17 protein-coding genes are annotated in these 21,665 nt (G+C 71.8%); 11 read left to right on the top strand and 6 right to left on the bottom strand.

All coding sequences use genetic code 11. The annotated features are described in order from the left end of the window. Positions 1 to 8: 8 nt before the first annotated feature. Positions 9 to 191, bottom strand: coding sequence for a hypothetical protein (locus tag ACIQVZ_RS07295; RefSeq protein ID WP_402447860.1), 183 nt, complete (start codon positions 189 to 191; stop codon positions 9 to 11). 420 nt (positions 192 to 611) lie between these two features. Here ACIQVZ_RS07295 and ACIQVZ_RS07290 point away from each other — a divergent pair, with 420 nt between their 5' ends. Beyond that, positions 612 to 1,580, top strand: a complete 969-nt coding sequence (locus ACIQVZ_RS07290; protein ID WP_402447858.1) for a helix-turn-helix transcriptional regulator — start codon at positions 612 to 614, stop codon at positions 1,578 to 1,580. 358 nt (positions 1,581 to 1,938) lie between these two features. Here ACIQVZ_RS07290 and ACIQVZ_RS07285 read toward each other — a convergent pair whose 3' ends face one another. Then, positions 1,939 to 2,361 carry a P27 family phage terminase small subunit gene (locus ACIQVZ_RS07285; RefSeq protein ID WP_402447856.1) on the bottom strand — a complete coding sequence of 141 codons (423 nt, stop codon included), beginning with the start codon at positions 2,359 to 2,361 and terminating at the stop codon, positions 1,939 to 1,941. Between the two features lie 377 nt (positions 2,362 to 2,738). After that, positions 2,739 to 4,238, bottom strand: a complete 1,500-nt coding sequence (locus tag ACIQVZ_RS07280; protein WP_402448070.1) for an alpha/beta hydrolase family protein — start codon at positions 4,236 to 4,238, stop codon at positions 2,739 to 2,741. Positions 4,239 to 4,563: 325 nt separating this feature from the next. On the opposite strand from ACIQVZ_RS07280, the gene ACIQVZ_RS07275 reads away from it, so the two are divergent. The 3 genes from ACIQVZ_RS07275 (at position 4,564) to ACIQVZ_RS07265 (ending at position 7,628) form a co-directional block, all read left to right on the top strand. Continuing rightward, positions 4,564 to 5,859, top strand: a complete 1,296-nt coding sequence (locus tag ACIQVZ_RS07275; protein WP_402447855.1) for a sensor histidine kinase — start codon at positions 4,564 to 4,566, stop codon at positions 5,857 to 5,859. Beyond that, positions 5,856 to 6,518, top strand: a complete 663-nt coding sequence (locus ACIQVZ_RS07270; protein ID WP_402447854.1) for a response regulator — start codon at positions 5,856 to 5,858, stop codon at positions 6,516 to 6,518. The genes ACIQVZ_RS07275 and ACIQVZ_RS07270 overlap by 4 nt, the downstream gene beginning before the upstream one ends. A gap of 330 nt (positions 6,519 to 6,848) precedes the next feature. Next, positions 6,849 to 7,628, top strand: coding sequence for a phosphatase PAP2 family protein (locus tag ACIQVZ_RS07265; protein WP_402447852.1), 780 nt, complete (start codon positions 6,849 to 6,851; stop codon positions 7,626 to 7,628). 144 nt (positions 7,629 to 7,772) lie between these two features. On the opposite strand, the gene ACIQVZ_RS07260 is transcribed toward ACIQVZ_RS07265, so the two are convergent. Both ACIQVZ_RS07260 and ACIQVZ_RS07255 read right to left on the bottom strand, forming a co-directional pair. Beyond that, positions 7,773 to 8,030: a hypothetical protein gene (locus ACIQVZ_RS07260; protein ID WP_350875928.1), complete on the bottom strand. Its 258-nt coding sequence runs from the start codon at positions 8,028 to 8,030 to the stop codon at positions 7,773 to 7,775. Beyond that, the gene (locus tag ACIQVZ_RS07255; RefSeq protein WP_402447850.1) at positions 8,027 to 14,209 is read right to left on the bottom strand and encodes a DNRLRE domain-containing protein; all 6,183 of its coding nucleotides are present in this window, start codon (positions 14,207 to 14,209) and stop codon (positions 8,027 to 8,029) included. Before ACIQVZ_RS07255 ends, ACIQVZ_RS07260 begins: the two co-directional genes overlap by 4 nt. Positions 14,210 to 14,553: 344 nt before the next feature. Here ACIQVZ_RS07255 and ACIQVZ_RS07250 point away from each other — a divergent pair, with 344 nt between their 5' ends. The 6 genes from ACIQVZ_RS07250 to ACIQVZ_RS07225 all read left to right on the top strand — a co-directional run bounded on the left by ACIQVZ_RS07250 (position 14,554) and on the right by ACIQVZ_RS07225 (position 19,575). Beyond that, positions 14,554 to 14,826: a hypothetical protein gene (locus tag ACIQVZ_RS07250; RefSeq protein WP_402447848.1), complete on the top strand. Its 273-nt coding sequence runs from the start codon at positions 14,554 to 14,556 to the stop codon at positions 14,824 to 14,826. A gap of 164 nt (positions 14,827 to 14,990) precedes the next feature. Then, on the top strand, positions 14,991 to 15,209 hold the full coding sequence (locus ACIQVZ_RS07245) for a ferredoxin (RefSeq protein WP_350875932.1): 219 nt from the start codon (positions 14,991 to 14,993) through the stop codon (positions 15,207 to 15,209). A gap of 93 nt (positions 15,210 to 15,302) precedes the next feature. Further along, complete coding sequence (locus ACIQVZ_RS07240) at positions 15,303 to 16,508, top strand: cytochrome P450 (RefSeq protein ID WP_402447846.1); 1,206 nt, start codon at positions 15,303 to 15,305, stop codon at positions 16,506 to 16,508. 266 nt (positions 16,509 to 16,774) lie between these two features. Continuing rightward, a complete protein-coding gene (locus ACIQVZ_RS07235; RefSeq protein ID WP_063352161.1) occupies positions 16,775 to 16,984 on the top strand; it encodes a ferredoxin in 210 nt (69 codons plus the stop codon). Beyond that, a complete protein-coding gene (locus ACIQVZ_RS07230; protein WP_402447844.1) occupies positions 16,974 to 18,347 on the top strand; it encodes an NAD(P)/FAD-dependent oxidoreductase in 1,374 nt (457 codons plus the stop codon). Before ACIQVZ_RS07235 ends, ACIQVZ_RS07230 begins: the two co-directional genes overlap by 11 nt. Before the next feature lie 31 nt (positions 18,348 to 18,378). Next, entirely contained in the window at positions 18,379 to 19,575 is a 1,197-nt protein-coding gene (locus ACIQVZ_RS07225) for a cytochrome P450 (protein WP_402447842.1), read from the top strand. A gap of 41 nt (positions 19,576 to 19,616) precedes the next feature. Here ACIQVZ_RS07225 and ACIQVZ_RS07220 read toward each other — a convergent pair whose 3' ends face one another. Continuing rightward, positions 19,617 to 20,600 carry a LysR family transcriptional regulator gene (locus tag ACIQVZ_RS07220; RefSeq protein ID WP_350875942.1) on the bottom strand — a complete coding sequence of 328 codons (984 nt, stop codon included), beginning with the start codon at positions 20,598 to 20,600 and terminating at the stop codon, positions 19,617 to 19,619. 104 nt (positions 20,601 to 20,704) lie between these two features. On the opposite strand from ACIQVZ_RS07220, the gene ACIQVZ_RS07215 reads away from it, so the two are divergent. Further along, on the top strand, positions 20,705 to 21,598 hold the full coding sequence (locus ACIQVZ_RS07215) for an NAD(P)H-binding protein (RefSeq protein WP_402447839.1): 894 nt from the start codon (positions 20,705 to 20,707) through the stop codon (positions 21,596 to 21,598). Positions 21,599 to 21,665 lie beyond the last annotated feature (67 nt).

The following is a 21,665-nucleotide window of genomic DNA, read 5'->3' as shown; positions in this document are numbered from 1 at the left end:
ACGGGAGTTCATGGGGCACGGCTATCCGCGTCCGAGGGGCCGAGCCGGAGCACGCGGACCGAGGTGCGCCCGCAGTAGAGCCAGCAGTCCCCGGCCGCCCACGTGTTCCCGTCGTCGGCCTCGGGCGGCTCCGGCAACCGTCCCGCGCCGATCTCGGCCAGCGTGGGCAGTACCTCAACAACGAGGGTCACGGCGGCTCTCCGGGACGGACATGGCGAACTGTGACCCGCAACCGGGACCGCCTGGCGGCACGTCTTCGCCGCCACCACGTTTCCCAGTCCCCGCCGTACACAATGCCGAGCATGGCGACGGCCAGGGGGAAGAACCACCAGACCCACTGACGCGCGGCGTACGGGTCGAGCCTGGCCAGGGCGACCACCAGAGCAGCGGGTCCGAGAGCGACCACGACCGCCAGAACGCCAGCCACGATGCTCGGTCGTTTCACTGCTGTCCCTCCGATCGGCGCCGGACTGTGTGATTCACCAGTACAGGGCTGCCGTTCGTACTTGGACAGAGCAGGGATGACGCATCCGTGTGGCATCCATGTCTCAGACTCTCTGCACCAAGGGTCCTGACCTGCTAGAACGGGTAGTCAGAGACCGGGAGGCGGCATGGCAGAGCGGCGCAGGGCCCTTGTCGAAAGGCGAAAGGCCCTTGGATTCACTCAGGAGTCCTTGGCTCAGAATCTTGGTGTGGACCGCTCTACTGTGGCGAGATGGGAAAGTGGGAAGGTAGATCCCCAGGATTGGCAGCGCCCGACCCTGGCCAAGGTATTGCGAGTCACGCTAATTGAGCTTGGCTCTCTTTTGCGCAGCGCGGCGACTCCGAAACCCGCACGGGACGAGACCCCCAGCAATTCGGCAGAATATGACGATGAGATTGAGGCATTGGAGCTTGCGCGCAGGGTCTCCGCCAGCGACGTAGGCAAGGAAACGCTTGAACGTCTTGAGCTGACTTTTCATGACCTGGCAATCAAATATCCGACTGTGGCCCCGCAGGAACTCTTGGGCCAGGTGCGGAAATATGCGCTTTATGTAGCAAGGCTCATGGATTCAAAAAAGACTCTTGCCGAACACCGACAGCTACTAGTAATAGGTGGCTGGTTCTCTCTTCTCGGCGCAACCCTGCACATCGACCTCGATCAGCAGGACGCGGCAACGGCGAGACTGCGAACGGCGATGACGCTAGCGCAACATGCCGAGAATTCGGAAATTCAAGCTTGGTGCTTTGAGACTGACGCCTGGCGGGTTCTCACTGATGGCGACTACTCGAAGGCAGTGGAACTTAGCGCCGCTGCTCAGCAGCTCGCGCCCGCCGGAAGTTCGGTTGAAATCCAGTCCCTTGCTCAGCAAGGGCGATCATCTGCACGCTTGGGCTATTCGGCCGAGACTTATGTCGTAATAGATCGAGTTCAAACACTTTCCGCTTCCCTGGGAACTCCCAATCGGCCGGAAAATCATTTTCAATATGATCCAGCTAAATCACTCGCCTATGCGGCGACCACGCTTGCATGGCTCGGTGACCCGGCAGCCGAAGCATATGCGCGAGAAGTAATTTTGCGACTCTCCCCCCTCGGATGACGTTAGCAAATGGCCTCGTCGGGTGGCATCCGCTAATATCGACCTGGCGCTCTCCTTGGTGGCTACTAATCGATTGGATGAAGCATGTGATTCGGCACAGCGCGCCATGCTGTCTGGTCGAGTGGCGCCGTCTAACCATTGGCGCGCCCTTGAAGTCGTCAAGGCAGTAGAAGTGCGAAAGATTTCCGACGCTCGAGACCTCAGGGAAGTCTATGAAGGAATGCGCCTACAGATATCGCCATCGAGCGATTGGCAGTGAAAACACAAAAAGGCCCCGCCCTGCCTCCATTTCGGGAGAACAGGACAGGGCCCTTGTGTTTTTCGCAGCTTAACTAACTGCTATCGCTTGGCGGGACGATCAATCCCAGATGTCGGAATCGTCGCCCGGCCCGGGCGGTGCGATAGCTGCGCGAGCACTCGGCGACAATCCCAACTCTCGAATATAGCGCGCAAGTTGGGAGCGGTACTGTGTCGCGATGGCGGCGGCGCCGTTCTTCACAGTGCCGCGCTCGGCAGTGACCATGAGTCCGCGTTCGGACAGGTCGCGCTCCGCCTGGTCGATGCGGGCCACGCAGACGCACAGGTCCTTGACGTTCGAGTGGTCCACTTCGCCGAGCCCGGCGGCCACTTCGAGAATCGACACAACGCGCTGCCACTCAGCCGAAGTAATTTCCCGACAGCGGATATTGGCTGCTTGAATCTCGGCGGCCGGCGAGTCATTGAACGGGTTCCCTTCACGGGCCCGTATTGCCGCCGGCTTGGGTCGGTACCGGTCAACCATGCTCTCCTTTCCAACTCGCTCTAACGGCACGCGGGGCTTCCAAGAATGGCCACAGCCCCGGCGCGAGTTTCTTCCCTCCCTGCCGATCACCCTTGGGCATGGACGGGAGTACCCCCAGCGGCAACGGAAGTCGAACACCTGTCGACCCCCGCCCAGCCCCTCGGTGAAGATCAGTAACTTCCACTGTCCGGCACTGTTTTCACCGAGACGCTTCGGGGCGTCCGTCGGGAGACATCGAGGGCAACGAGTTCTGCGTCGACTGAGGCTCCCCTCCTTCCCCGAGCCGGCGAGGAGGGGAGCCCGTCGGGCCGAGCGCGGCGCCGGCCTCGCCGGCCTCAGCCTCGTCCGGCAGGCGTACGTGCCCCGGAACAGTTGGTTCAGAGGGTGCTGTCCGGGCGGTAGACGCTGAGGTTGCCGTAGGCCGGCAGAGCGCCCGCCAGGTCGCCGGGTTTGCCCCGCAGAGTGGCGTCCAGGAAGGCGAGGGTGGCTGCGGCGACGACGCGCGGGCTCTCGGTGCGGCCCAGGGAGCCGACGATCGAGGGCACGGGCGGCAGATACAGGGGGCCGTCCATGAACGTGAGATGCGCGGCGCCGGGGATGGTGAGCCGGTAGCTCGTCGTGGTGCTGGACTTGAGCGCCTCGGTGAGGCGGGGCAGGTAGCGCGGGTCGGTTGCCGGGGTGATGGCCTGGGTGAGCGCGAGCGTCGGCTGGTCGAGGGCGGGGGAGGCGGGGCCGTGCGGGTAGCCGTCCAGGTCGATGACGGCGTGGAAGCGGCGGTCCTGCCGGGCTGCCTGGAGGGCGGCGGCGCCGCCCATGGAGTGTCCGGCCACCGCGGCCCGGCCGGTGTCCAGGTGTCCGCTCAGCGGGTCGGCGGTCTCACCCCGGTCCAGGCCGTCCAGTCGGGTGAGGACGAAGCCGAGGTCGGCGGCCCGAATCGCGGTCCAGTCGGCCGCCAGTTTCTCGTCCTGGTCCGGGTCGCCGGTGGAGGAGGTCTCGGTGGTGATCGTCCGGCCGTCGGAGAGGACGACGGCGGCGGAGTCGTACGGGTGGTCGAGGGCGGCGACCACGTAGCCGTGGCTGGCCAGTTCCTCCGCCCAGGCGGTGTTCTGGGTCCGTACTCCGCCCGACCCGGGAGAGAACAGGACGACGGGGAACCGCCCCCGCCCGCCGTCCACCGGGGCGTCGAAGACGGCATGGGTGTGGGCGCGCGGGACACCGTCGACCAGGAAACCCGGCAGGCCGACCTGGCGGGCGAGGGCGTCGGAGACGGTGCGCGCCTCGTGCTCCGTGCGTCCGAGGTACTGGGCCCACTGCGCGCCGGCGGGGCTCTTCTGCGCGGGGTACCAGAGCTGGACCACGACCGTGCGCCGGTCGTCCGGATCGGTGGTGAAGGTCTCGGGACGGCGCGGGTCGGTCCACTGGACCACGCGGGTGCCGACCGCGAACTCGCCTGTCGGGGTGGGGAACTCGGGTACGGGAAGGGCCCAGGCGGCCGCCGGGCCCGTGGCGATCAGGCCGGCGCAGGCCAGCGATCCCGGCAGCGCCAGCCACCAGCGGGCCCGCCACGCGGGCCGGCCGGGGCGGCGCCGAAGCGGCCGCAGCAGGGGGGAGAGGGCGAACGGCAGCGCGAAGGCGGCGCCTGCCAGCACCGGCAGCAGCTGCCAGCGGATCCCCGTCACGCCCAGCAGGATCGCGGACAGCACGAGAACCGCCCCCGCCGCGATCGTGACGCGTGGACGGGCGGAGGGGGGAAGCCAGCGCGCCACCACCAGTGCGACGGCGCCCAGCAGGGCAAGGATTTCCAGGGGGGACATGTACAGCCCCGTGATGATCTCGGTCACCAGGCCATATTCGGCGCCGGGCACGCGCTGCCACATCGATCCCGGGTCGCCGTCGTGTGCCACCGGGGTCGCAATCCGTGGCAGCTCGCGGTGCGACCGGAGTGGCAATCGGGCACGCCGGATCGGCGGCCGCCCTACGACCACGGGAGGTCGTGGGACTCCTCCTGCGGGCGTATCCGGGCACGGTGCCGTCAGACGGTGGACTCATGTGCTCTGTGGGGCCCGTGGCCTACCGTGACAGGGCCGCGATACGTGCCGGGCGGCGCGAGGCGTACGTTCCCCGTACTCGACTCGGATCCGGCTGTACGCGGTGGCAGCCCCGGCCGGGGCCACCATGACGCCGAATCGACAGGGACGTGTGATGACCGAGGCGGCCGCGGAACCCGGCAGTGCCTACCGGGATCGGGTGCGGGCGTTGACGCGGGCGCGCTGGGCGAGGACGGCCTCACGGCTGACGAGGTACGCCGACCTGGCCTCCGTACGAGCCGCGCGACTGGTGACAGCTGCCGGGCGCCGGTGCTCCCGGCTGCCGCCCGTGGTGTGGGACTCGCTGCTGCCGACGCTTCTCCTGCTCAACATCGTCACCACCCGGGCACCGCACGAGCTGCCGGTGGCCGTCGCCCTCACCGCCGCCCTCGCGCTGCCCCTGGTGTGGCGGCGCCGGGCCCCGCTCGCGGTGTTCGGCGCCGTGGCGGCCGCGGCCTTCGTCCAGTGGCTGACGGACATCCAACTTCCGGCGGACGTCTGCCTGTTGGTGGCCCTCTACACGGCGGCCGCGAACTCGGGCCGGCGCGGCGCGCTTCTCGCCGGTGCCGTCGTGGAGGCGGGGGCCCTGCTGGCCTGCCTGCGCTGGGCGACGGAAGGCGCGTTCCTGACCCCCTTCGTCGCGGTCACCGCGATGGTCGTCGCCGCCGCCGTCCTGGGTGTGAACGTGCGGACCACGCGTGCCTACCTCGCGGCCGTGGAGGAACGGGCCGCACGCCTGGAGCAGCAGCAGGAACAGCAGGCGCGACTGGCCGTCGCCGAGGAGAGGACACGTATCACCCGGGAGATGCACGACATCGTCACCCACAACCTGTCCGTCATGGTCGCGCTCACCGACGCCGCCGTCTACGCGCAGCACCGGTCGCCCGACAAGGCCACCACCGCGATGCTCCAGATCTCCGAGACGGGCCGGCAGGCCCTGACCGACATGCGGCGCTCGCTGGGCGTCCTGCGGACCGACGAACCGGACGCGGAACGCCACCCGTTGCCCGGCATCGCCCAACTGGAGGCCCTCGCCGACCAGATGTGCGCCGCCGGGCTGCCGACCCGCATCGAGGTCCAGGGCGGCCACACCCACATACCCGCCACCGCGCAACTGACCGTCTACCGCCTGGTACAGGAAGCCTTGACCAACACCCTCAAGCACACACCCACCGGCACACGCGCGAAGGTACGGCTACGGTGCTCGACCGGGACCGTCACCGTGGACGTCACCGACAGCGGCCCCCGCCCGCCGCTTCCCGGTGCCACACCGTCCGGCCACGGCATCCCCGGCATGCGCGAACGCTCGGCCGCCTACGGGGGGTCGTTGCGGGCCGGACCGCTTCCGGGTGGTGGCTGGGGAGTCCACACCCGCCTCTTCCTCGACAGCGGTGGAGCGGCATCCGCATGACGATCCGCATCCTGATCGCCGACGACGAAGCACTGCTCCGGATGGCCTTCAGCACGGTCCTGGAGGCCCAGCCCGACATGGCACCGGTCGGCGAGGCCGCAGACGGCGCCCAGGCCGTACGCCTCGCCCGGGAGCTGCGCCCCGATGTCGTCCTCATGGACGTCCGGATGCCCGGGATCGACGGGATCGAGGCGACCCGGCAGGTCATCCGGGCCTCCCCGCACAGCAGGGTGCTGATCCTCACCACCTTCGACCTGGACGAATACGCCTTCGCCGGACTCAGCGCCGGAGCCTCGGGTTTCCTGCTGAAGAACACCAGGCCCGAGGAACTGCTCACCGCGATACGCAGCGTCGCCGCGGGCGACGCGGTGGTGTCCCCGCGGATCACCCGCCTCCTGCTGGAGCAGCTGCGCCCGCACATCCCCGACGGCAGCAGCGTCGGCCCCGACCATCGGCTGAGCCGGCTCAGCGCCCGTGAGCGCGAGGTGCTCGTCCAGGTGGGCTGCGGCCTGTCCAACACCGAGATCGCGGCCGCCCTGCACCTCGCGGAGGCGACCGTGAAGTCCCATCTGGGGCGAATCCTGCACAAGCTCGAACTCCGCGACCGGATACAGGCCGTGGTCTTCGCCTACGAGAGCCGCCTCATCCACCCGGCATGACGCCGCAGGGGCCGACGGCGACGTCCTCAGTCCGGGTCCGGGTCCGGGTCCGGGGCCGGTGTCGGGACGGGAACCGCGTCGTCGTCGTCGGCGTCCCCGTTCAAACCAAGTCGTCTACGACCAGGGCTCGCGGCTCCCCGAGTCGCGAGCGGAAAGACAGTGATGACTCAGCACGATCACCCGGCCCTGCCCGCACCCGGGCCGGACGCTCCCGGGCCGGACGCTCCCGGGCCGGACGCTCCCGGCCGGGCTCCGGGGACCCCGGCCGGAGGGGGCCCCGCGCGGTCGATACGGCCGTGGCTGCCGGCTCTGCTGTGCGCTCTGGGGTTCGTGGCGGTCTACCTGCTCGCCGTCTGGACCCCGTTCGGGCAGCGGGGGGAGAACTCCCTGATGAACGGGCACGGCGGCGAACCGGCGTGGATCTGGGGCTGGTCGGGGTCGGCCTTCGACTCGGCGGCCATGCCGCCGCTGGAGTTCACCGCCCTGCCCACCCTGGTCGTGGGAACGGCCGTGATCGTGGTCGTCGCCCTGGTGCGGCGGTGCTGGTGGCAGGGCGTCGCGGCGATCGGGGTCGTCCTGGGCACGTTCGGCGGCACCGAGGTGTGCAGCAAGATGGTCCTGCCCCGCCCCGACCTGGTGAACGCGCCCGCCATGCTCACCGAGGTGAGCTTCCCCAGCGGGCACGCGGCCGTCCCCATCGGACTGGTCCTCGGCGCCGCCCTGGTCGCCTCCCCTCGCCTGCGCCCCTACGTCACCGCGGTCGGCATGCTGTGGCTCACCGTCACCGCCGCTGCCGTGCAGGCGCTCTACCACCACCGGCCCAGCGACGTGCTGGGGGCCGCGCTGCTGGGCTGCGCCTGCTACGGTCTCGCGCTCCGGCTGCTGCCGTCCTCCGCCGCACCGGGCGTCGCGCGCACTCCTCGCGCTCTGCCGGCCGCCGCCCTCGTCCTGTCGGCGGCCGCCGCGCTCGCCGCCGGCGCGCGGGACGACTCCGTCCAGGGACCGCTGCTCTTCGCGGCCGCGGCCTTCCTGTGCGCGGTCCTGGTCTGGTTCACCGTGGTGGAGGGCCCTGCCCGCGCCGCGCGTCGTACACGGTCTGTGGTCGGCTGACCGTCCGGTGAGCATTTCCCGGTCGGCGGCAGGGCGGAGTGAATCCGGTCGGATGCGGCTGTGGAACAGGCACGGAACAGGCACGGAACAGGCCGACCCGCCGGTGGCACCGGCGGGTCGGCCTGTTGCAGGATGTGCGTTCGCCTAGCGGCGGCTGGTCCGCGCCCGCCGACGGCGGGCCACGAGGGTGGCCGTGGCGCGCAGGGCCAGGCCGATCACCGGTGCGAGGAGCAGGGTGCACCAGGTGCGGGTGGTGGCGTCGGCGGTGAGCCGGTCGGCGAGCAGGTAGGCGGCGAGGAAGGACGGGGCGAGCCAGGCCCCGTTGGTCGCGGCGAGGCGCAGCGGGCTCGCCCGGCGCGCTGCCGGTTCCTCCGCCGACTCCGCCGACTCCGTGGATGTCACACGAACCTCCTGACCACGCCGATCACCTTGTCGACGATCCGCTGGGAGACGCCGCGGTCGAAGACGAAGCCCGCGAGGCAGCCGGCGACGGCCCAGACGATGCGCTGCTTCCAGCCGCCGCTCCCGAACAGTACACCGGCGCAGGCGCCGCCGGCGCAGTTGCCGATGTGGAGCGCCCAGGGTGCCAGGAAGGGGATCCAGGCGGCCACGGCCGCGGTGACGGACAGTTGGACGGCGCGGGCGACGGCGGCCTTGAGCGCGGCCTTCAGCCAGCCGGGCATCCGGCCGTTGAGGTCGGTGCAGTTGACCGGGTCGGCGTTGCAGTAGTCGTAGGCGTTGGCGCTCGCTCCCTGGACCGGGTCGGGGGAGAGGAAGCGGCCGGTGGCCGGGTTGTAGAGGCGCGCTCCCATGAGGGTGAGGGCGCTCGGGGTCTCGTCGGAGCGCTGCTTGTCGCCGAGCCAGGCGTAGCGGGTGCCGGGCTGGCCGGTGCGCGGCTGGCCGTACTCGTCGTAGTCGAGGACGGTGGGCGCGACGGCGGTGTCCAGCGGCAGCCGCAGGGTGATGTCGCCGTGCAGGTTGGCGAGTTGCAGGACGGTGCCGCCGGTCTTCGCGGTGGTGGCGGCGAGGGTGCCGGCGGGGCCGGTGACGTTGCGGGTCAGGGTGCCCGCGGTGTCCTCGGTGATCCAGCGGGGGCTGTCGGTGTCGGAGCCGTAGTGGTTGGTCCGCAGACCGGTCTGGGCCCAGGTGCCGGCGGTGTTGGTCTCGGTGGTCCAGGCGCGGAAGCGCTGGGCCGAGTCGAGGGTCCAGCTCTGCCGGTTGGTGCCGCTGGTCTGCTGCTGCACCAGGTCGGTGTTGTAGTACGCGAGGGTGCTGCCGGGCAGTGCGGTGGTGCGACCGAACGCGTCGTAGGTGTGGCCGGGGCTCACCAGGCGGTCGGCGGTGTCGTAGCTGCCGGTCTGGGTGGTGCCCCCGGTGGTGGTGCAGGTCTGGCCGCGGGCGGCGTCGGCGGTGGCCAGCGCGGTGCGGTTGGTGTCGCGGTCGAAGGTGTAGGTGCGGGTGGTGCAGACGGCGTCGGTCGAGGTGTCCTGGACCTGGAGGAGCCGGCCGGCCCGGTCGTAGGCGTAGGTCTGGGCCGCGGTGACGCCGGGGGTGCCGGTGTGGGTGGCCCGCTGGCCGTGGATGGTCTCGGTGATGCCGTCGGAGACCAGCACGAGGCCGTCGCTGTCGCGGGTGTAGGTGCGGCTGGTGGTGGTGCCGGCCGGGTCCTTGTCGTCGGTCCGGGTGTAGCCGCCGGGCAGGCCCTGGGTGAGCGGCGCGCCGTCGGCGTCGTAGCGGGCGGTGAGGGTGCCGGCGACGGAGTCCGTCACCGAGGTCGCCAGGCCGCGCTGGTCGACGGCGGTGTCGTAGGTGTAGGTGGTGGTGGAGGGGGAGGTGTCGGTGACCTTGGTGGGGCGGTTGAGGGCGTCGTACTCCGTGGTGGTGACGGCGCCGTCGGCGTCGGTGTAGGAGATCAGGCGGCCGAGTTCGTCGTAGCCCTTGGTGATGGTGCCGCCGGTGGCGGACGTCTGGCGGGTGACGGCGCCGGTGCCCGGGTGGTACGTGGTGGTGGCGGCGGGGGCCGGGGTGCCGAGGCCGTCGGTGACGGTGACGGTGGTGGGGCGCCCTGCGGCGTCGGTGTCGGTCACGGTGGTGCGGGTGACGCCGTTGGCCGTCTCGGTGGTGCGGGCGACCTGGCCGAACTGCCCGTACTGGGTTGTTCTGGTGGGCAGTTGTGCGGGGTTGGCGCCGCCGCCGGTGATGGCCGCGGCGGGCCCGGTCTGGCAGACGAGGTCGGCCCACTCGGGGCGGTTGCCGCAGGTGCCGGTGCCGCCGGCGGTGTAGTAGGTGGTCCAGCCGGCCGCCGCGTCGGAGCCGGTGGAGGCCGGCTGCTGGGTCGAGACGACCCGGCCCTGGCCGTCGTAGCCGGTGGTGGTGGTCAGGGCGAGGCCGCCGCTGTCCTTGATCTGGGCGGTGGGCACGCCGAGCGCCCAGTTGTAGGCGGTGCGGTCCTGGCGGGCGTCGACGAGCAGGTCGGGCCAGGCGCGGAGCCGGGCGCCGGTGGAGGTGAGGGTGATCTGGTTCTTGATCTTGGCGGTGCCGTCGGTCGGCCGGCCCTCGTCGTAGGTCTTCACGGTGTGCTGGCGGGCGGGCAGTTGGGTGCCGGCCTTCGCCAGGACGGTCGCACCGGAGGTGGCGTCGGTGGCGAGGGTGATGCGGTGGAGCGGGTCGTAGACGTCGGTCTCCTGCTGGCCGTCCGCGCTGTAGGCGCTGCTGCTCGACAGGAGCCGGGCGCGTTCGGCGGAGGGCAGGGTGTCGATGCCGAGGTCGGCCAGTTGGGCCTTGGCCGCGGTGGTGGCCCCGAGGGCGAGCTCGCGGTTGCCCGCGGTCAGGCTGCGGACCTGGTGGCCCTGGTTGTCGTACTCGGTGGTGGTGACGTGGTGGCCCGGGGTGGCCTGGTTGACCTGGCGGCCGGAGGCGTTCAGGTAGGTGACGCTCGCCCGGGTGTAGTCGCCGGCGCCGAGGTCGGTGCCGTTGTTGGAGGCGGGGGCCTGGTCCGGCGGGAACACCGCGGTGGCGTCGGTCGGCAGGTCGCTCTGGCCCCACGCGGAGGCGGCCGGCGCGGAGAGGTCCTCCGGCGCCTTCGCGCCGGAGAGCGGGACGCCGTAGACGACCGTGGTGGTGGCGGTGCCGTTCACCGTGCCCGTGGTGCCGGGGGCGAGGGTGTCGTGCCAGGTCTTCGTCAGCATGCCCGGGCCCGCGGCCGGGTTGGCGCCGACGGTGCCGTACGCCAGCGAGGTGGCGCGGGTGCCGCTGAGCTGGACGGAGGAGAGCAGGCCGTCGTCGGCGCCCTGGGTGTAGTAGGTGTACTGGTTCTGGCTGCTCTGGCCGAGCCGCGGGTCCCAGGTCTGGCGCAGCCGCCCGGCCGAGTCGTAGCGGTAGACGGCGACGTCGGTGGCGGTGGCCGCGGCGGCCCCGGGCGCGGTGCTCCAGAGCCGGATCGCGCTGACCTGCCCGGCGACGTCACCGAACTCGGTGTCGGCGGTGACGCCGGTGGCGGTGGTCGCGGTGGCGTAGACGAACTGGAGGACGCGGCAGCCCTTGGCGGCGACGTTTGCCGCGCACACCGCCGGGGTGGCCGCGGAGGTCGGCGCGATGACGAGCTTCGGCCGGGCCAGGGTCCTGCCGCCGACCACGGTCGTCTCCGACACCACGCTGGTGGTGGTGTTGGCCAGCCCGCCCTGGAGCGTGGAGGTCACCGTCCAGGTGGCGGCGGCCGGATCGGCCTTGGCGAAGGTGGTGACGGTGCCCTCGGTGCCGGAGAGCGTGAAGTCGGCGCCGAAGGAGCCGCTCAGGGTGAGGTCCTCGCTGCCCGGCTCGGGCGTCCAGCCGTTGCCGGCCGCGTTCGAGGTGAAGGAGACGGCGGAGCCGTCGGCGGACATCACGCTGAGCGAGGTGCCGGAGGTCCTGCGGATCTCCGTGTACTCCGAGGCGGACAGGCTCGACGACACGCTGGACACCCAGTTGGGGCCGAAGACCGCCGCCTGGCCGTCCTGGCCGGCGGCGGCCCGCGGGTCACGCGAGGAGTGCGTGCGGCCGACCGTCATGCCGAACAGCGACACGTCGGTGGCCGGGACCCTGAGGTCGCCGGTGAGCAGGTTCAGCGCACCGGGGCCGACGTTCTCCGTCGCCGCGCCGTCGGCCTTGCGGTCGACGACGACCCGCACCGGCTCCGAGGAGACGGCGGCGGCGCCCGGGCCGGTGAAGTCCGCGCGGAGCTGGACGCTGCCGTCCGGGCTCACCGTGGAGGTGGCGTTCCAGGTGAGTGCCGGGCTCTTCCCGGCGGTGAGGGGCACGGGCCAGGCCGCCGGCGCGGCACCGCCGTTGGTGATGTCGCCGGCGGGGATCCGCGTCCAGGCGTCGGCGTCGGAGCGCCGCCAGGAGAAGGCCACCTGGTCGTACCGGGCGGCGTCGGCCTCGGCGGTGAGCGGCAGGCGCGCCGCCGTGCGGGTGCCGTCGTTCGGGGAGGTGACACCGCCCGCGCCGACCTGGAAGGTGTGGGTACGGGCCTCGGACTTGTTCTCCGCCCGGTCCACCGCCCGCACCTGGAGGGTGTTGGTGCCGGCCTTGGCCGGGGTCACGGTGAAGGTCACCGGCGCGGCGGAGCCGTTCGTCGCGACCTTCGTCCAGGTCGCGCCGTCGAGCGTCCACTCCAGCGCGTTCTGGTCACCGGCCGGCGGGGTCGCGGTGAAGGAACCGGCCTGGCCGGGGCCCTTGACCCACTGGCCCGACGGGTAGTCGGTGGAGGAGAGCGCGGCGGGCGCCGAGGGGGCGGAGGTGTCGACCGTGAAGGTGGCCCACGCCGACCAGTTGTTGTTGTAGTGCAGCCCGTCGTACGGGGAGGTGCGGAACTTGTACGTTTTGCCGTTGGTCAGCACACCGGCCGGGACCTTGACGGAGGCCGGGGCCCCGCTCGGCACGTACGGGGAGACGAGGACGTTGCCCACCTGGGTGTCGGTGGCGGTGTCGAAGATCTGGAAGGTGCCGTCGACCTTGTCGTTGTTCGGGTCGACGAAGGTGTCGCGCAGCGTCGGGGTGGTGGAGTTGACCCACCAGGTGCCGGCGGTGTCCTTGTAGAACGGGGAGCCGGCCTGCTGGTCCGTCCCGGTCCGGGGGCGGTAGTTGTACGTCACCGTCAGCTTCGGGACGTTGGTCGCGGCGTTGGCGGAGTTCACCTCCTTCCAGTACTTGGTGTTGGTTTCGTCCGGGGCGCGCAGCCCCATGCCCGAGGTGGTGTTCTTCGCCGACGTCCAGGTCTGCACCAGGTTGGTGACGTCCGCGGTGATCCAGCCGTCGCCGCCGCAGGCGTCCCGGCCCTTGGTCTCGGTGCCGGTGGCCTTCTTGGCGTTCCAGGAGGGCTGCGCCGTCCAGCGCGAGGCGGTCGAGGCGAGGCCGGTGTCCCAGATGTCCCACGCGTAGGGCTGGCAGTCGCTGTTGCCGGAGTGGAAGTTGTACAGCGACAGGCTGGCGTTGGTGATCAGCGCGTCCGCGATCGGCGCGGTGTTCCAGTTGATGAACGACCGGGCCTGGCGGGAGGAGCCGTCCGCGTTCTTGGTGCCGGAGTTGCCCCAGTAGATCTCGGTGTCGGCCGACCAGTCGACCGTCTCGCCCTGCTGCACCCGGGTGTCGAAGGCGTTGCCGAGGGCCGTGGTGGAGGGGTCGACCGTCACCGGGTACTGCGTCCTCGGGTCCGCGAGGAACGCGGCGTCCGGCGTGAACACCAGGTCGATGCCGTCGCCGCGCTGAACGACCTTCAGGCCGACCTTCGCCTGCCGGGCGTGCTCGCCGGAGCCCTCGGCGGTGGCCGTCGCGTCCCACATCACCGGCGCCGGGAGCACGGCCCGCCGCTCGCCGGTGCGCTTGTCGGTGAACAGCACGCCGCCGTCCGGCTGGACCTCGGCCTTCAGGCCGTCGGCCTTCAGCGGCATCGTGTACGAGAACCCGGCGGCGCTCGGGCGCTGCTTGAGCACCGTGTACTGCTCGAAGCCGGTCCGGGTGGCCTCCACGACCAGGTCGGCCGCGCCGTCCGCGATCGCGTCCCGGTAGGTGGCCTTCGTGCCGTCCAGGGCGGGCTTGGGCAGGCCGCCCCGCCACTGGAGCTCGACCTGCTGGTCGCCCTGTCCGAGGGTCACCAGGGTGCGGGCGTCGTCCGGGGCCGCCGCCTGCGCGTGGAGCAGCGACTTCGCGCGGGTGCCGCCGGCACCGGCGAGCCGCAGCGCGTTCGGGTGGGCCTTCGGCGCCACCGACCCGTCCGCGCCGGCCTGGAGGCCGAGGTCGACGTCCACCCACTGGCCGTCACGCTGGAAACGGACCGGGCCCGCGAACAGCTCGGTGGTGAGCGAACCGTCCTTGTTCACCCACGTCGTCGACGTCTCCGTACGCTCGGAGAGCGCCTCCACCCGCTGCCCGGACAGCCGCGCCGCGACCCTCGCCGACGGCACGTCGGCGGCGGACGTGGCCCACTGCCCGGCTCCCTTGCCCGCCTTCGCCGCCGCGCTCGGCGACGCGGCGAGGGCCGTCTCGGACCCGGCCAGCAGCGACACCGCCACGGCCAGGGCCAGCGACCCGCTCAGCGTCCGCATGCCAACAGGCCTGCCGGGTCTGCGTCGTGTGGTTATCCGTCTGTTCATATCGACTCCTTGAGACACCGTCGCTCGACGGCGCTCTCGGAGCATAGGAGTGGGCGGCAAGATCAAAGATGGGGTCAAATGACGCCAAAGGATCATCAAATAATGATCTTGTTTCGACAAGATTCACGTGACCGTGATCATGGCGTAGGCAACCGCGCCCGCGCCCTGCGCGTCACGTCAGCGGCGTCGACCGCGCCGACCGCGCCGACCGCGCCGACCGCTTACCGGCCGCCACCGCCGGTAGGGCGGGGCCGTTCCGGCTGACCGACCGGACGCTCGCCTGGCAGACCGCCGAGTTGCTCGCCCGGGAGACCGGGCGGGACGCCCGGGCGGTGCCGGTCCGGCCGGAACTGGTCGTCGAGGTCGCCTTCGACGGCCTCCGGCGCAGCCCCCACCACCCCGCCGGGCCGGCCCTGCGGTTCGCCCGGGTGGTGCGCTACCGGCCGGACAGGAGCGCCGCCGAGGCCGACACGGTGGCCTCCGTACGGGAGTTGGCCACCGCAGAAGGCTTGCGAGGCCGTCCGCGTGCCCGGGTCCGCCGACCCGCCCGGCGAAGTACCGCGGGTTGAAACGCATTGCGCCGCAAGGGGAGTTCACGCACAGGGGCCGAATCAGCCATTCTCGATCCGGCCACCGTACCCCTCCGTGAACGGACCGGCGACGGCTAGGTTGACCGTGACAACGAGCGGCGGCCGCCGGGCAGCCGGCGCCGCCCTGGCGAAAGGTGCCAGACATGCAGGTGAGCGTCGACCGGGACCGTTGCTGCAGCTCCGGCTTGTGCGTGATGAACGCCCCCGCGGTCTTCGACCAGGACGACCGGGACAGTCTCGTGAGGCTCCGTCAGACCGTCGTGCTGCCCGAGCAGTTCGACGACGTCAGACTCGCCTCCGAGCTCTGCCCGGGCCGGGCGATCACCGTCACCGGGGACGAGCCCGCGCGGACCGGGGCCTGACGGACCCCCGCCGCCGGCCCCGCAGGCCGCGCCGGGAACCTTCCCGGGCCCCGAACCCCACGAGTACACCCGCGACGTGAGGAGACCCCCGCCTTGACCACCGCACCCACCACCCCCGTCCTCCCGCTGCCGGCCCGGCACTCCGGCGGCTGCCCGTTCGGCCCGCCGCCCGCGTACGCCGAGGCCGCCGCCACCGGGCCGGTGACCAGGGCCGAGCTGCCCGACGGCGACCTCTGCTGGCTGGTCACCGGCTTCGCCGAGGTCCGCACCGTGCTGTCCGACCGCCGGTTCAGTGCCGACATACGCCACCCGGCCTTCCCGCTGCTGGTCGCCGGCGCTCGCGAGCTGATCACCGACAATCCGGACTTCCTGCGGCTCGACGACCCCGAGCACGCCCGCCAGCGCCGCGTGATCACCGGGGAATTCCTGGTCAAGCGGGTGGAGGCGCTGCGCCCGGAGATCCAGCGGATCGTGGACGGGGCACTGGACCGGATGACCGAGGGCCGGACCACGGCCGACCTGGTCACGGACTTCGCGCTGCCGGTGCCCTCGCTGGTGATCTGCCTGCTGCTCGGCGTGCCGTACGAGGACCACGACCGCTTCCAGAGCCTGAGCCGCACGATGCTCAGCCAGGAGAGCACCGTGGAGCAGCTCCGGGAGGCCCAGGAGGAGGTCCTGGACTACCTGCGCGACCTGACGGCCCGCAAGCGCGCACAGCCGGAGGACGACGTCCTCAGCCGACTCGCGGCGCGGGACGACCTGACCCCGGACGACGTGGCCGGCACGGGCGTGCTGCTGCTGATCGCCGGGCACGAGACGACCGCGAACATGATCGCGCTGTCGACCGCGCTGCTGCTGGAGCACCCCGAGCAGATCCCCGGCCTGGCCGACCCGGCCACCCTGCCGGGCGCGGTGGAGGAGCTGTTGCGGCTGCTGACCATCGTGCACACCGGCCTGCCCCGGGTGGCGCTGGAGGACGTGGAGCTGGGCGGCGTCACCGTCCGGGCAGGGGAGGGCGTGATCGCGATGCTCTCCACCGCCAACCGGGACGAGGCGGTCTTCGGCGGCGCCGGCCATCGGGCGACGGACGAGCTGGACCTGCTCCGGGACGCCCGGCGGCACCTGGCGTTCGGCTTCGGCGTGCACCAGTGCCTGGGCCAGCCGCTGGCCCGCGCCGAACTCCAGATCGCCCTGGAGACGCTGTTCCGCCGACTGCCGGGGCTGCGGCTGACCGGCGAGCGCGAGTTCCGTACCGAGTCGTTCATCTACGGGATGCGGTCACTGCCCGTGACCTGGTGAGCGGGGCTCAACGGAGAACTCTCACCGGAGTACCAGGCGGAGCTGGGCGGAGCCGTCCGGGCGATCATGTGCGGAGCCGGATGACGAGAGCGGCTGCGGTGACGGTGCCGGCGGGAGTGCCGGTGGTGACGCCGTGGTGTTCTCCCTCGGGGCGTCCCCGCGCGGTTGCCGCGCCCGCGCCCGGTTCTCGGCCCGTGCTGCGCGCGTCCGGTTCTCGTTCCATGCTGGAAGAGAGAGGGGGTACGGCGGCAGAGGAAGTGGTGGGGATGCGGACCGTTGTGGACCTCACGCGTTGCCAGGGCTACGCACAGTGCGTGTTTCTCGCGCCGAGGGTGTTCCAGCTGCACGGCGAGGAAGGACTGCTGTACGCCCCGGCTGTCCCCGACGACCAGGTCGAGCGCGTGCGCCAGGCCGCGGCGGCGTGCCCGGTCCAGGCCATCCTCCTCGGTGAGGAGGTGAGCGCTGATGGCCGGTGACCAGGAAGCGGGCCGGATCGTCGTCGTCGGCGCGTCGCTGGCCGGGTTGCGGGCCGCGGAGGCGCTGCGGGAGGAGGGCTTCACCGGCTCACTGACCGTGGTCGGCGACGAGCCCCATCCGCCCTACGACCGGCCGCCGCTGTCCAAGCAGGTGCTGCTGGGCCACGCTGCGGCGGACTCCACCGGGCTGCCGATGCGCCGGGATCCGGACGCCGAGTGGCGGCTGGGCGTACGCGCCACCGGCCTGGACCCCCTGGGGAAGCGGGTGCTGCTGGCCGATGGCGAGTCGCTGCCGTACGACCGGTTGCTGATCGCCACCGGGACCCGGGCGCGTCCCTGGCCCCATCCGCAGGAGGCCGCCCTGGACGGGGTGTTCACCCTGCGTACCCGCGAGGACGCCGGCGGCTTGGCCGAGCGGTTGGCCGCCGGGCCACGGCGGGTGCTGGTGATCGGCGGCGGCTTCACCGGTTCGGAGATCGCCTCGGCCTGCCGGGAACGCGGACTGGACGTCACCGTCGCCGAACGCGGTCCCGCACCTCTGGTGGGCGCGCTCGGCGGCACCCTGGCGAAACTCGCGGCCGCCATGCAGCGCAACCACGGTGTGGACCTGCGCACCGGCGTGACGGTCACCGCCCTGCGCGGGGACGGCGGCGGCCGCTTCACCGGCGCGGAGCTGTCCGACGGCAGCCGCGTCGAGGCGGACGTGTGCGTCGTGGCGTTGGGGGCGGTCCGCAACGTCGAGTGGTTGGCGGATTCCGGCCTGGCGGCGGGCCCGCGCGGAATCGCCTGCGACGCCGGGTGCCGCGCCTTCACCATGTACGGAATCGTCACGGACGACGTCTTCGTCGCCGGCGACGTCTCCCGCTTCCCCCACCCGCTGTTCGGTTACCAGATGCTCTCCCTCGAACACTGGGGGAACGCGGTCGAACAGGCCGGGGTGGCGGCCCACAACATGGTCAGTCCAGGTCCCCTGCGGCGCCCGCACCTCGCCCTCCCGACGTTCTGGTCGACCCAGTTCGGGCTCAACATCAAGTCGGTGGGCGTGCCCACGTTCTCCGACCACGTGGTCATCGCCCAGGGTTCCCTGGAGGCGCGCCGTCTGGCGATGGTCTACGGCTACCAGGGGCGGGTCACCGCGGCGGTCACCGTCGACATGGCCAAGTCGCTCGACTACTACCGGCATCTGATCGAGACGGCCGCGCCGTTCCCGCCCCCGCCCGGCGCGGCGGACCGCGCGCTCGCGGCGGACATCCCGATTCCGTCCGACGTGCCGGATCCGAAGGGGCTGTCCCACGGTCCCACCGTGGCGCTCACCGGATACCTGCCCGACCGTCGACTGACCGTGGTGCGGCCCACCGGCTGACCCACGTCCCGCCCAACGACGAGGAGCCACCATGGACTCCGACACCTTGCTGGCACGGATCACCGACTACGCGAACCGCCCCAACCCCTACCCGCTGTACGCGGAACTCCGCGAGGCCGGTCCCGTCGTGCGGCAGGCAGACGGCAGCTACCTGATCGGCACCTACCACGAGGTCGCCGCCCTGCTCCACGATCCACGGATGAGCGTCGACCCCCGCACCTGTGGCGAGACGACGCACAAGCCGCCGTTCCTGCGGCTCGACGACCCGGAGCACCACAGACTGCGCACCTTGGCCATGCGGCCGTTCGGCCCCCCGCACAGCCCGTGCCGGGTCGATGCCATGCGCGGCGAGATCGTCCGGCTCACCGGGGAACTGATGGAGCCGTTCCAGGCGGGCGGCCGGATCGACATCGTCGACGACCTCGCCTACCCGCTGCCCGTCACGGTGATCTGCCGCCTGCTCGGCGTGCCGCGTGAGGACGAGCCGCTCTTCCGGGCGTGGTCCGACGCGATCGTCGCGTCCGCCGACGTCCGGCCCGAAGAGGACTCCTCCGAGCGGGACGAGGCGGGCGACCAAGCGGGCGAACAGGCGCGGGGCGAGATGGGCCGGTACCTGGCGGGCCTCGCCGAGAAGCGCCGCGGCAACCCGAGCGACGACATGCTCTCCGCCTTCGTCAACGAACCGGACCCGGCCCTGCGGCTCACCCAGGAAGAACTCGCGGAAACCGCCGTGCTGCTGCTCATCGCCGGACACGAGACCACGGTGAACCTGATCACCAACGGGGTGCTCACCCTGCTGCGCCAGCCCGAGCAGCTGGACCGGCTGCGTCGCGAACCGGACCTGATGCCGCGAGCGGTGGAGGAACTGCTGCGCTACGAACCCCCGGTCCACATGCGCGAGCGCATCCCCCTCGCCGACATCGACGTCGGCGGCACCACCATCCCCCAAGGCGCCACCGTCGTGCTCGCGCTGGCCTCGGGCAACCGCGACCCCAAGCGGTTCCACGCGCCGGACCGGTTCGACCCCACCCGCCCGGACAACCAGCACCTCGGCTTCGGCAGCGGCATCCACCTGTGCTACGGCGCACCACTCGCCCGCATCGAAGCCGAGGCCGCGCTCGGTGCGCTGATCCCCCGCCTCGGCGCGGCACGCCTGGTCCAGGATCCGCCCCCCTACCGGCAGAACGCCATGCTCCGCGGACCCCGCCACCTGCCCGTCCACCTCTGAAGCCAGCGGGTCTGAAGCCAGCGGGCCGGGGCGGCGTCGTCCTAGGCGGGGCCGATCGCGTCCGCCGCGGTGGGCCCAGAAGCTGCCGCCGGCGTGCGGAGAACCCGGCGGACGGTGTCGCGGAGCCAGCGGTGGGCCCCGTCGGCCGTGTGCCGGGGGTGCCAGGCCATGCCGATGGTCAGGGGCGGCAGGGCCAGGGGGATGTCGAGGAGGTGCAGTCCGAGGGCGCCGGCGTCGTGGGTGAGGGGCGAGGGGGCGGCGCCGGGGAGCGCGGCGGGTACGAGGCAGACGAGGTCGCTGCGGGTGGCGAGGGTCATCGCGGCCAGGTGGCTGGGGAGGACGATGCTGACCCGCCGGTGGAGGTCCTGCTCGGCCAGGGCGGCGTCGAGGGGGCCGGTGAACCGGCCACGGCGGCTGACCGCGGCGTGGTGGGCGGCAGCGAGCCGGGCCAAGGTCAGCGGTCCTTCGGTGAGCGGATGGCCGGGCCGGACGGCCGCGACCATGCGGAGGCTGACCAGTTCCTCGACCTGGGTTTCGGGGTCCACGTGGTCGATGGACCCGACCTCCAGGTCGATCCGGCCGTCGCGCAGGGCGGGCCCGGCCTCCAGTTCCTCGGCCCGGATCCGGAACGAGACCCCCGGCGCCTCCCGCCGGGCCAGTCGCAGCAGCCCGGGCGCCAAGGCCGCGCCGACCAGGTCGGCGGCCTGGAGGGTGAAGGTGTTGCGGAGGCCGGCGGGGTCGACGCTCGTGCCGGGACCGAGCAGCGCGCCGAGGCTGCGCACCACTGCGGCGGCTTCCTCGCGCAGGGCCTGGGCGCGCGGGGTGGGAACCATGGTCTGTCCGGCCCGGACCAGGAGGGGGTCCTGGAGGATGCGGCGCAGCCGGGCCAGGGTGCGGCTCATGGCGGCGGGCGAGGTGTGCAGTCGTGCGGCGGCGCGGGTCACGCTGTGCTCGGCCAGCAAGGCATCCAGAGCGATGGCGAGATTGGCGTCGATGACCGGATCCGGGCTGCTCACCAGCATCATTCCATTTCAGTCAATGATTCCGTGCTGAAGTTCCCATTGTGGCAGCACGGTGGGCCTCAGCAGGATGAGGGCATACCGAAATCAGCACCAGCTACGAGGTTTTCATGATCGTCATCACTGGTCCCACCGGGAACATCGGCCGCCACCTGCTCTCCCGGCTCCTGGAGTCCGCCCCCGCCGCGGGCGAGGAACTGCGCGTGATCGTGCGCGATCCCGCCCGGCTTCCGGACGCGGCGCGCGGACGCGTCGAGGTGGTCACCGGCTCGCACGCGGACGCCGTGGTCCTCGACCGGGCCTTCGAGGGCGCGGACGCGGTCTTCTGGCTCGTCCCCCCGGACGCCTCCCTGACCCCGTACGACGCCTACAGCGGTTTCACCCGCCCCGCCACCGAGGCGCTCGTCGCCCACGGCGTCGGCCACGTCGTCGGTGTCTCCGCGCTCGGCCGCGGCACCCCGCTCGCCGACCGGGCCGGCCTCGTCACCGCCTCCCTCGCCATGGACGACCTCATCGCCGGCACCGGCGTCGCCTACCGGGCCCTGGCCAACCCGTCCTTCTTCGAGAACCTCCTGGAGGAAGCCGACTCGATCCGTGAGAAGGGCGTCTTCACCGACTCCGTCGACGCCGACCGCAGGGCCCCGTTCGTGGCCGTCGCCGACATCGCGGCGGCCGCGGCCGGCCTGTTGCTGGACCGCTCGTGGACCGGCACCGGCAGCGTCCCGGTCCTGGGGCCGCGGGACCTGTCCCCGAACGACCTGGCCCGCATCATGACCGAGCAGCTCGGCCGCCCCGTCCGCTACGAACGCCAGTCGTTCGACGAGCTGTACACCACCCTCGTCGGCTACGGCCTCGACGAGGCGTTCGCCCGGGGCGTGGTCGACATGAAGCGGGCCAAGGACGAGGGCCTCGACGCCGGCGTCGTCCGCACCCCGGACACCGCCTCCGCCACCGGCTTCGAGCAGTGGTGCGCCCGGACCCTCAAGCCCGCGGTCCTCTCCTGAAGTCCAGCACCCGGCGCCGGGGCGGCACAGAGCCCGGCGAACCACGACCACGACCCATCTGCCGCTT

Origin of the sequence: Kitasatospora sp. NPDC098663, assembly GCF_044760075.1 — a bacterium.
GTDB lineage: Bacteria > Actinomycetota > Actinomycetes > Streptomycetales > Streptomycetaceae > Kitasatospora.
Note: the sequence above shows the minus strand (reverse complement) of the source record. Positions and strands in the feature narration are given on the sequence as shown.

Bases quoted from the DNA above. Each gene is read 5' to 3' on its own strand.
- ACIQVZ_RS07245 (WP_350875932.1), top strand. From the start codon at position 14,991: ATGCAGGTGAGCGTCGACCGGGACCGTTGCTGCAGCTCCGGCTTGTGC.
- ACIQVZ_RS07255 (WP_402447850.1), bottom strand. From the start codon at position 14,209: ATGCGGACGCTGAGCGGGTCGCTGGCCCTGGCCGTGGCGGTGTCGCTG.
- ACIQVZ_RS07290 (WP_402447858.1), top strand. From the start codon at position 612: ATGGCAGAGCGGCGCAGGGCCCTTGTCGAAAGGCGAAAGGCCCTTGGA.
- ACIQVZ_RS07280 (WP_402448070.1), bottom strand. From the start codon at position 4,238: ATGTGGCAGCGCGTGCCCGGCGCCGAATATGGCCTGGTGACCGAGATC.
- ACIQVZ_RS07230 (WP_402447844.1), top strand. From the start codon at position 16,974: ATGGCCGGTGACCAGGAAGCGGGCCGGATCGTCGTCGTCGGCGCGTCG.
- ACIQVZ_RS07220 (WP_350875942.1), bottom strand. From the start codon at position 20,600: ATGATGCTGGTGAGCAGCCCGGATCCGGTCATCGACGCCAATCTCGCC.
- ACIQVZ_RS07275 (WP_402447855.1), top strand. From the start codon at position 4,564: ATGACCGAGGCGGCCGCGGAACCCGGCAGTGCCTACCGGGATCGGGTG.
- ACIQVZ_RS07270 (WP_402447854.1), top strand. From the start codon at position 5,856: ATGACGATCCGCATCCTGATCGCCGACGACGAAGCACTGCTCCGGATG.
- ACIQVZ_RS07285 (WP_402447856.1), bottom strand. From the start codon at position 2,361: ATGGTTGACCGGTACCGACCCAAGCCGGCGGCAATACGGGCCCGTGAA.
- ACIQVZ_RS07225 (WP_402447842.1), top strand. From the start codon at position 18,379: ATGGACTCCGACACCTTGCTGGCACGGATCACCGACTACGCGAACCGC.
- ACIQVZ_RS07215 (WP_402447839.1), top strand. From the start codon at position 20,705: ATGATCGTCATCACTGGTCCCACCGGGAACATCGGCCGCCACCTGCTC.
- ACIQVZ_RS07235 (WP_063352161.1), top strand. From the start codon at position 16,775: ATGCGGACCGTTGTGGACCTCACGCGTTGCCAGGGCTACGCACAGTGC.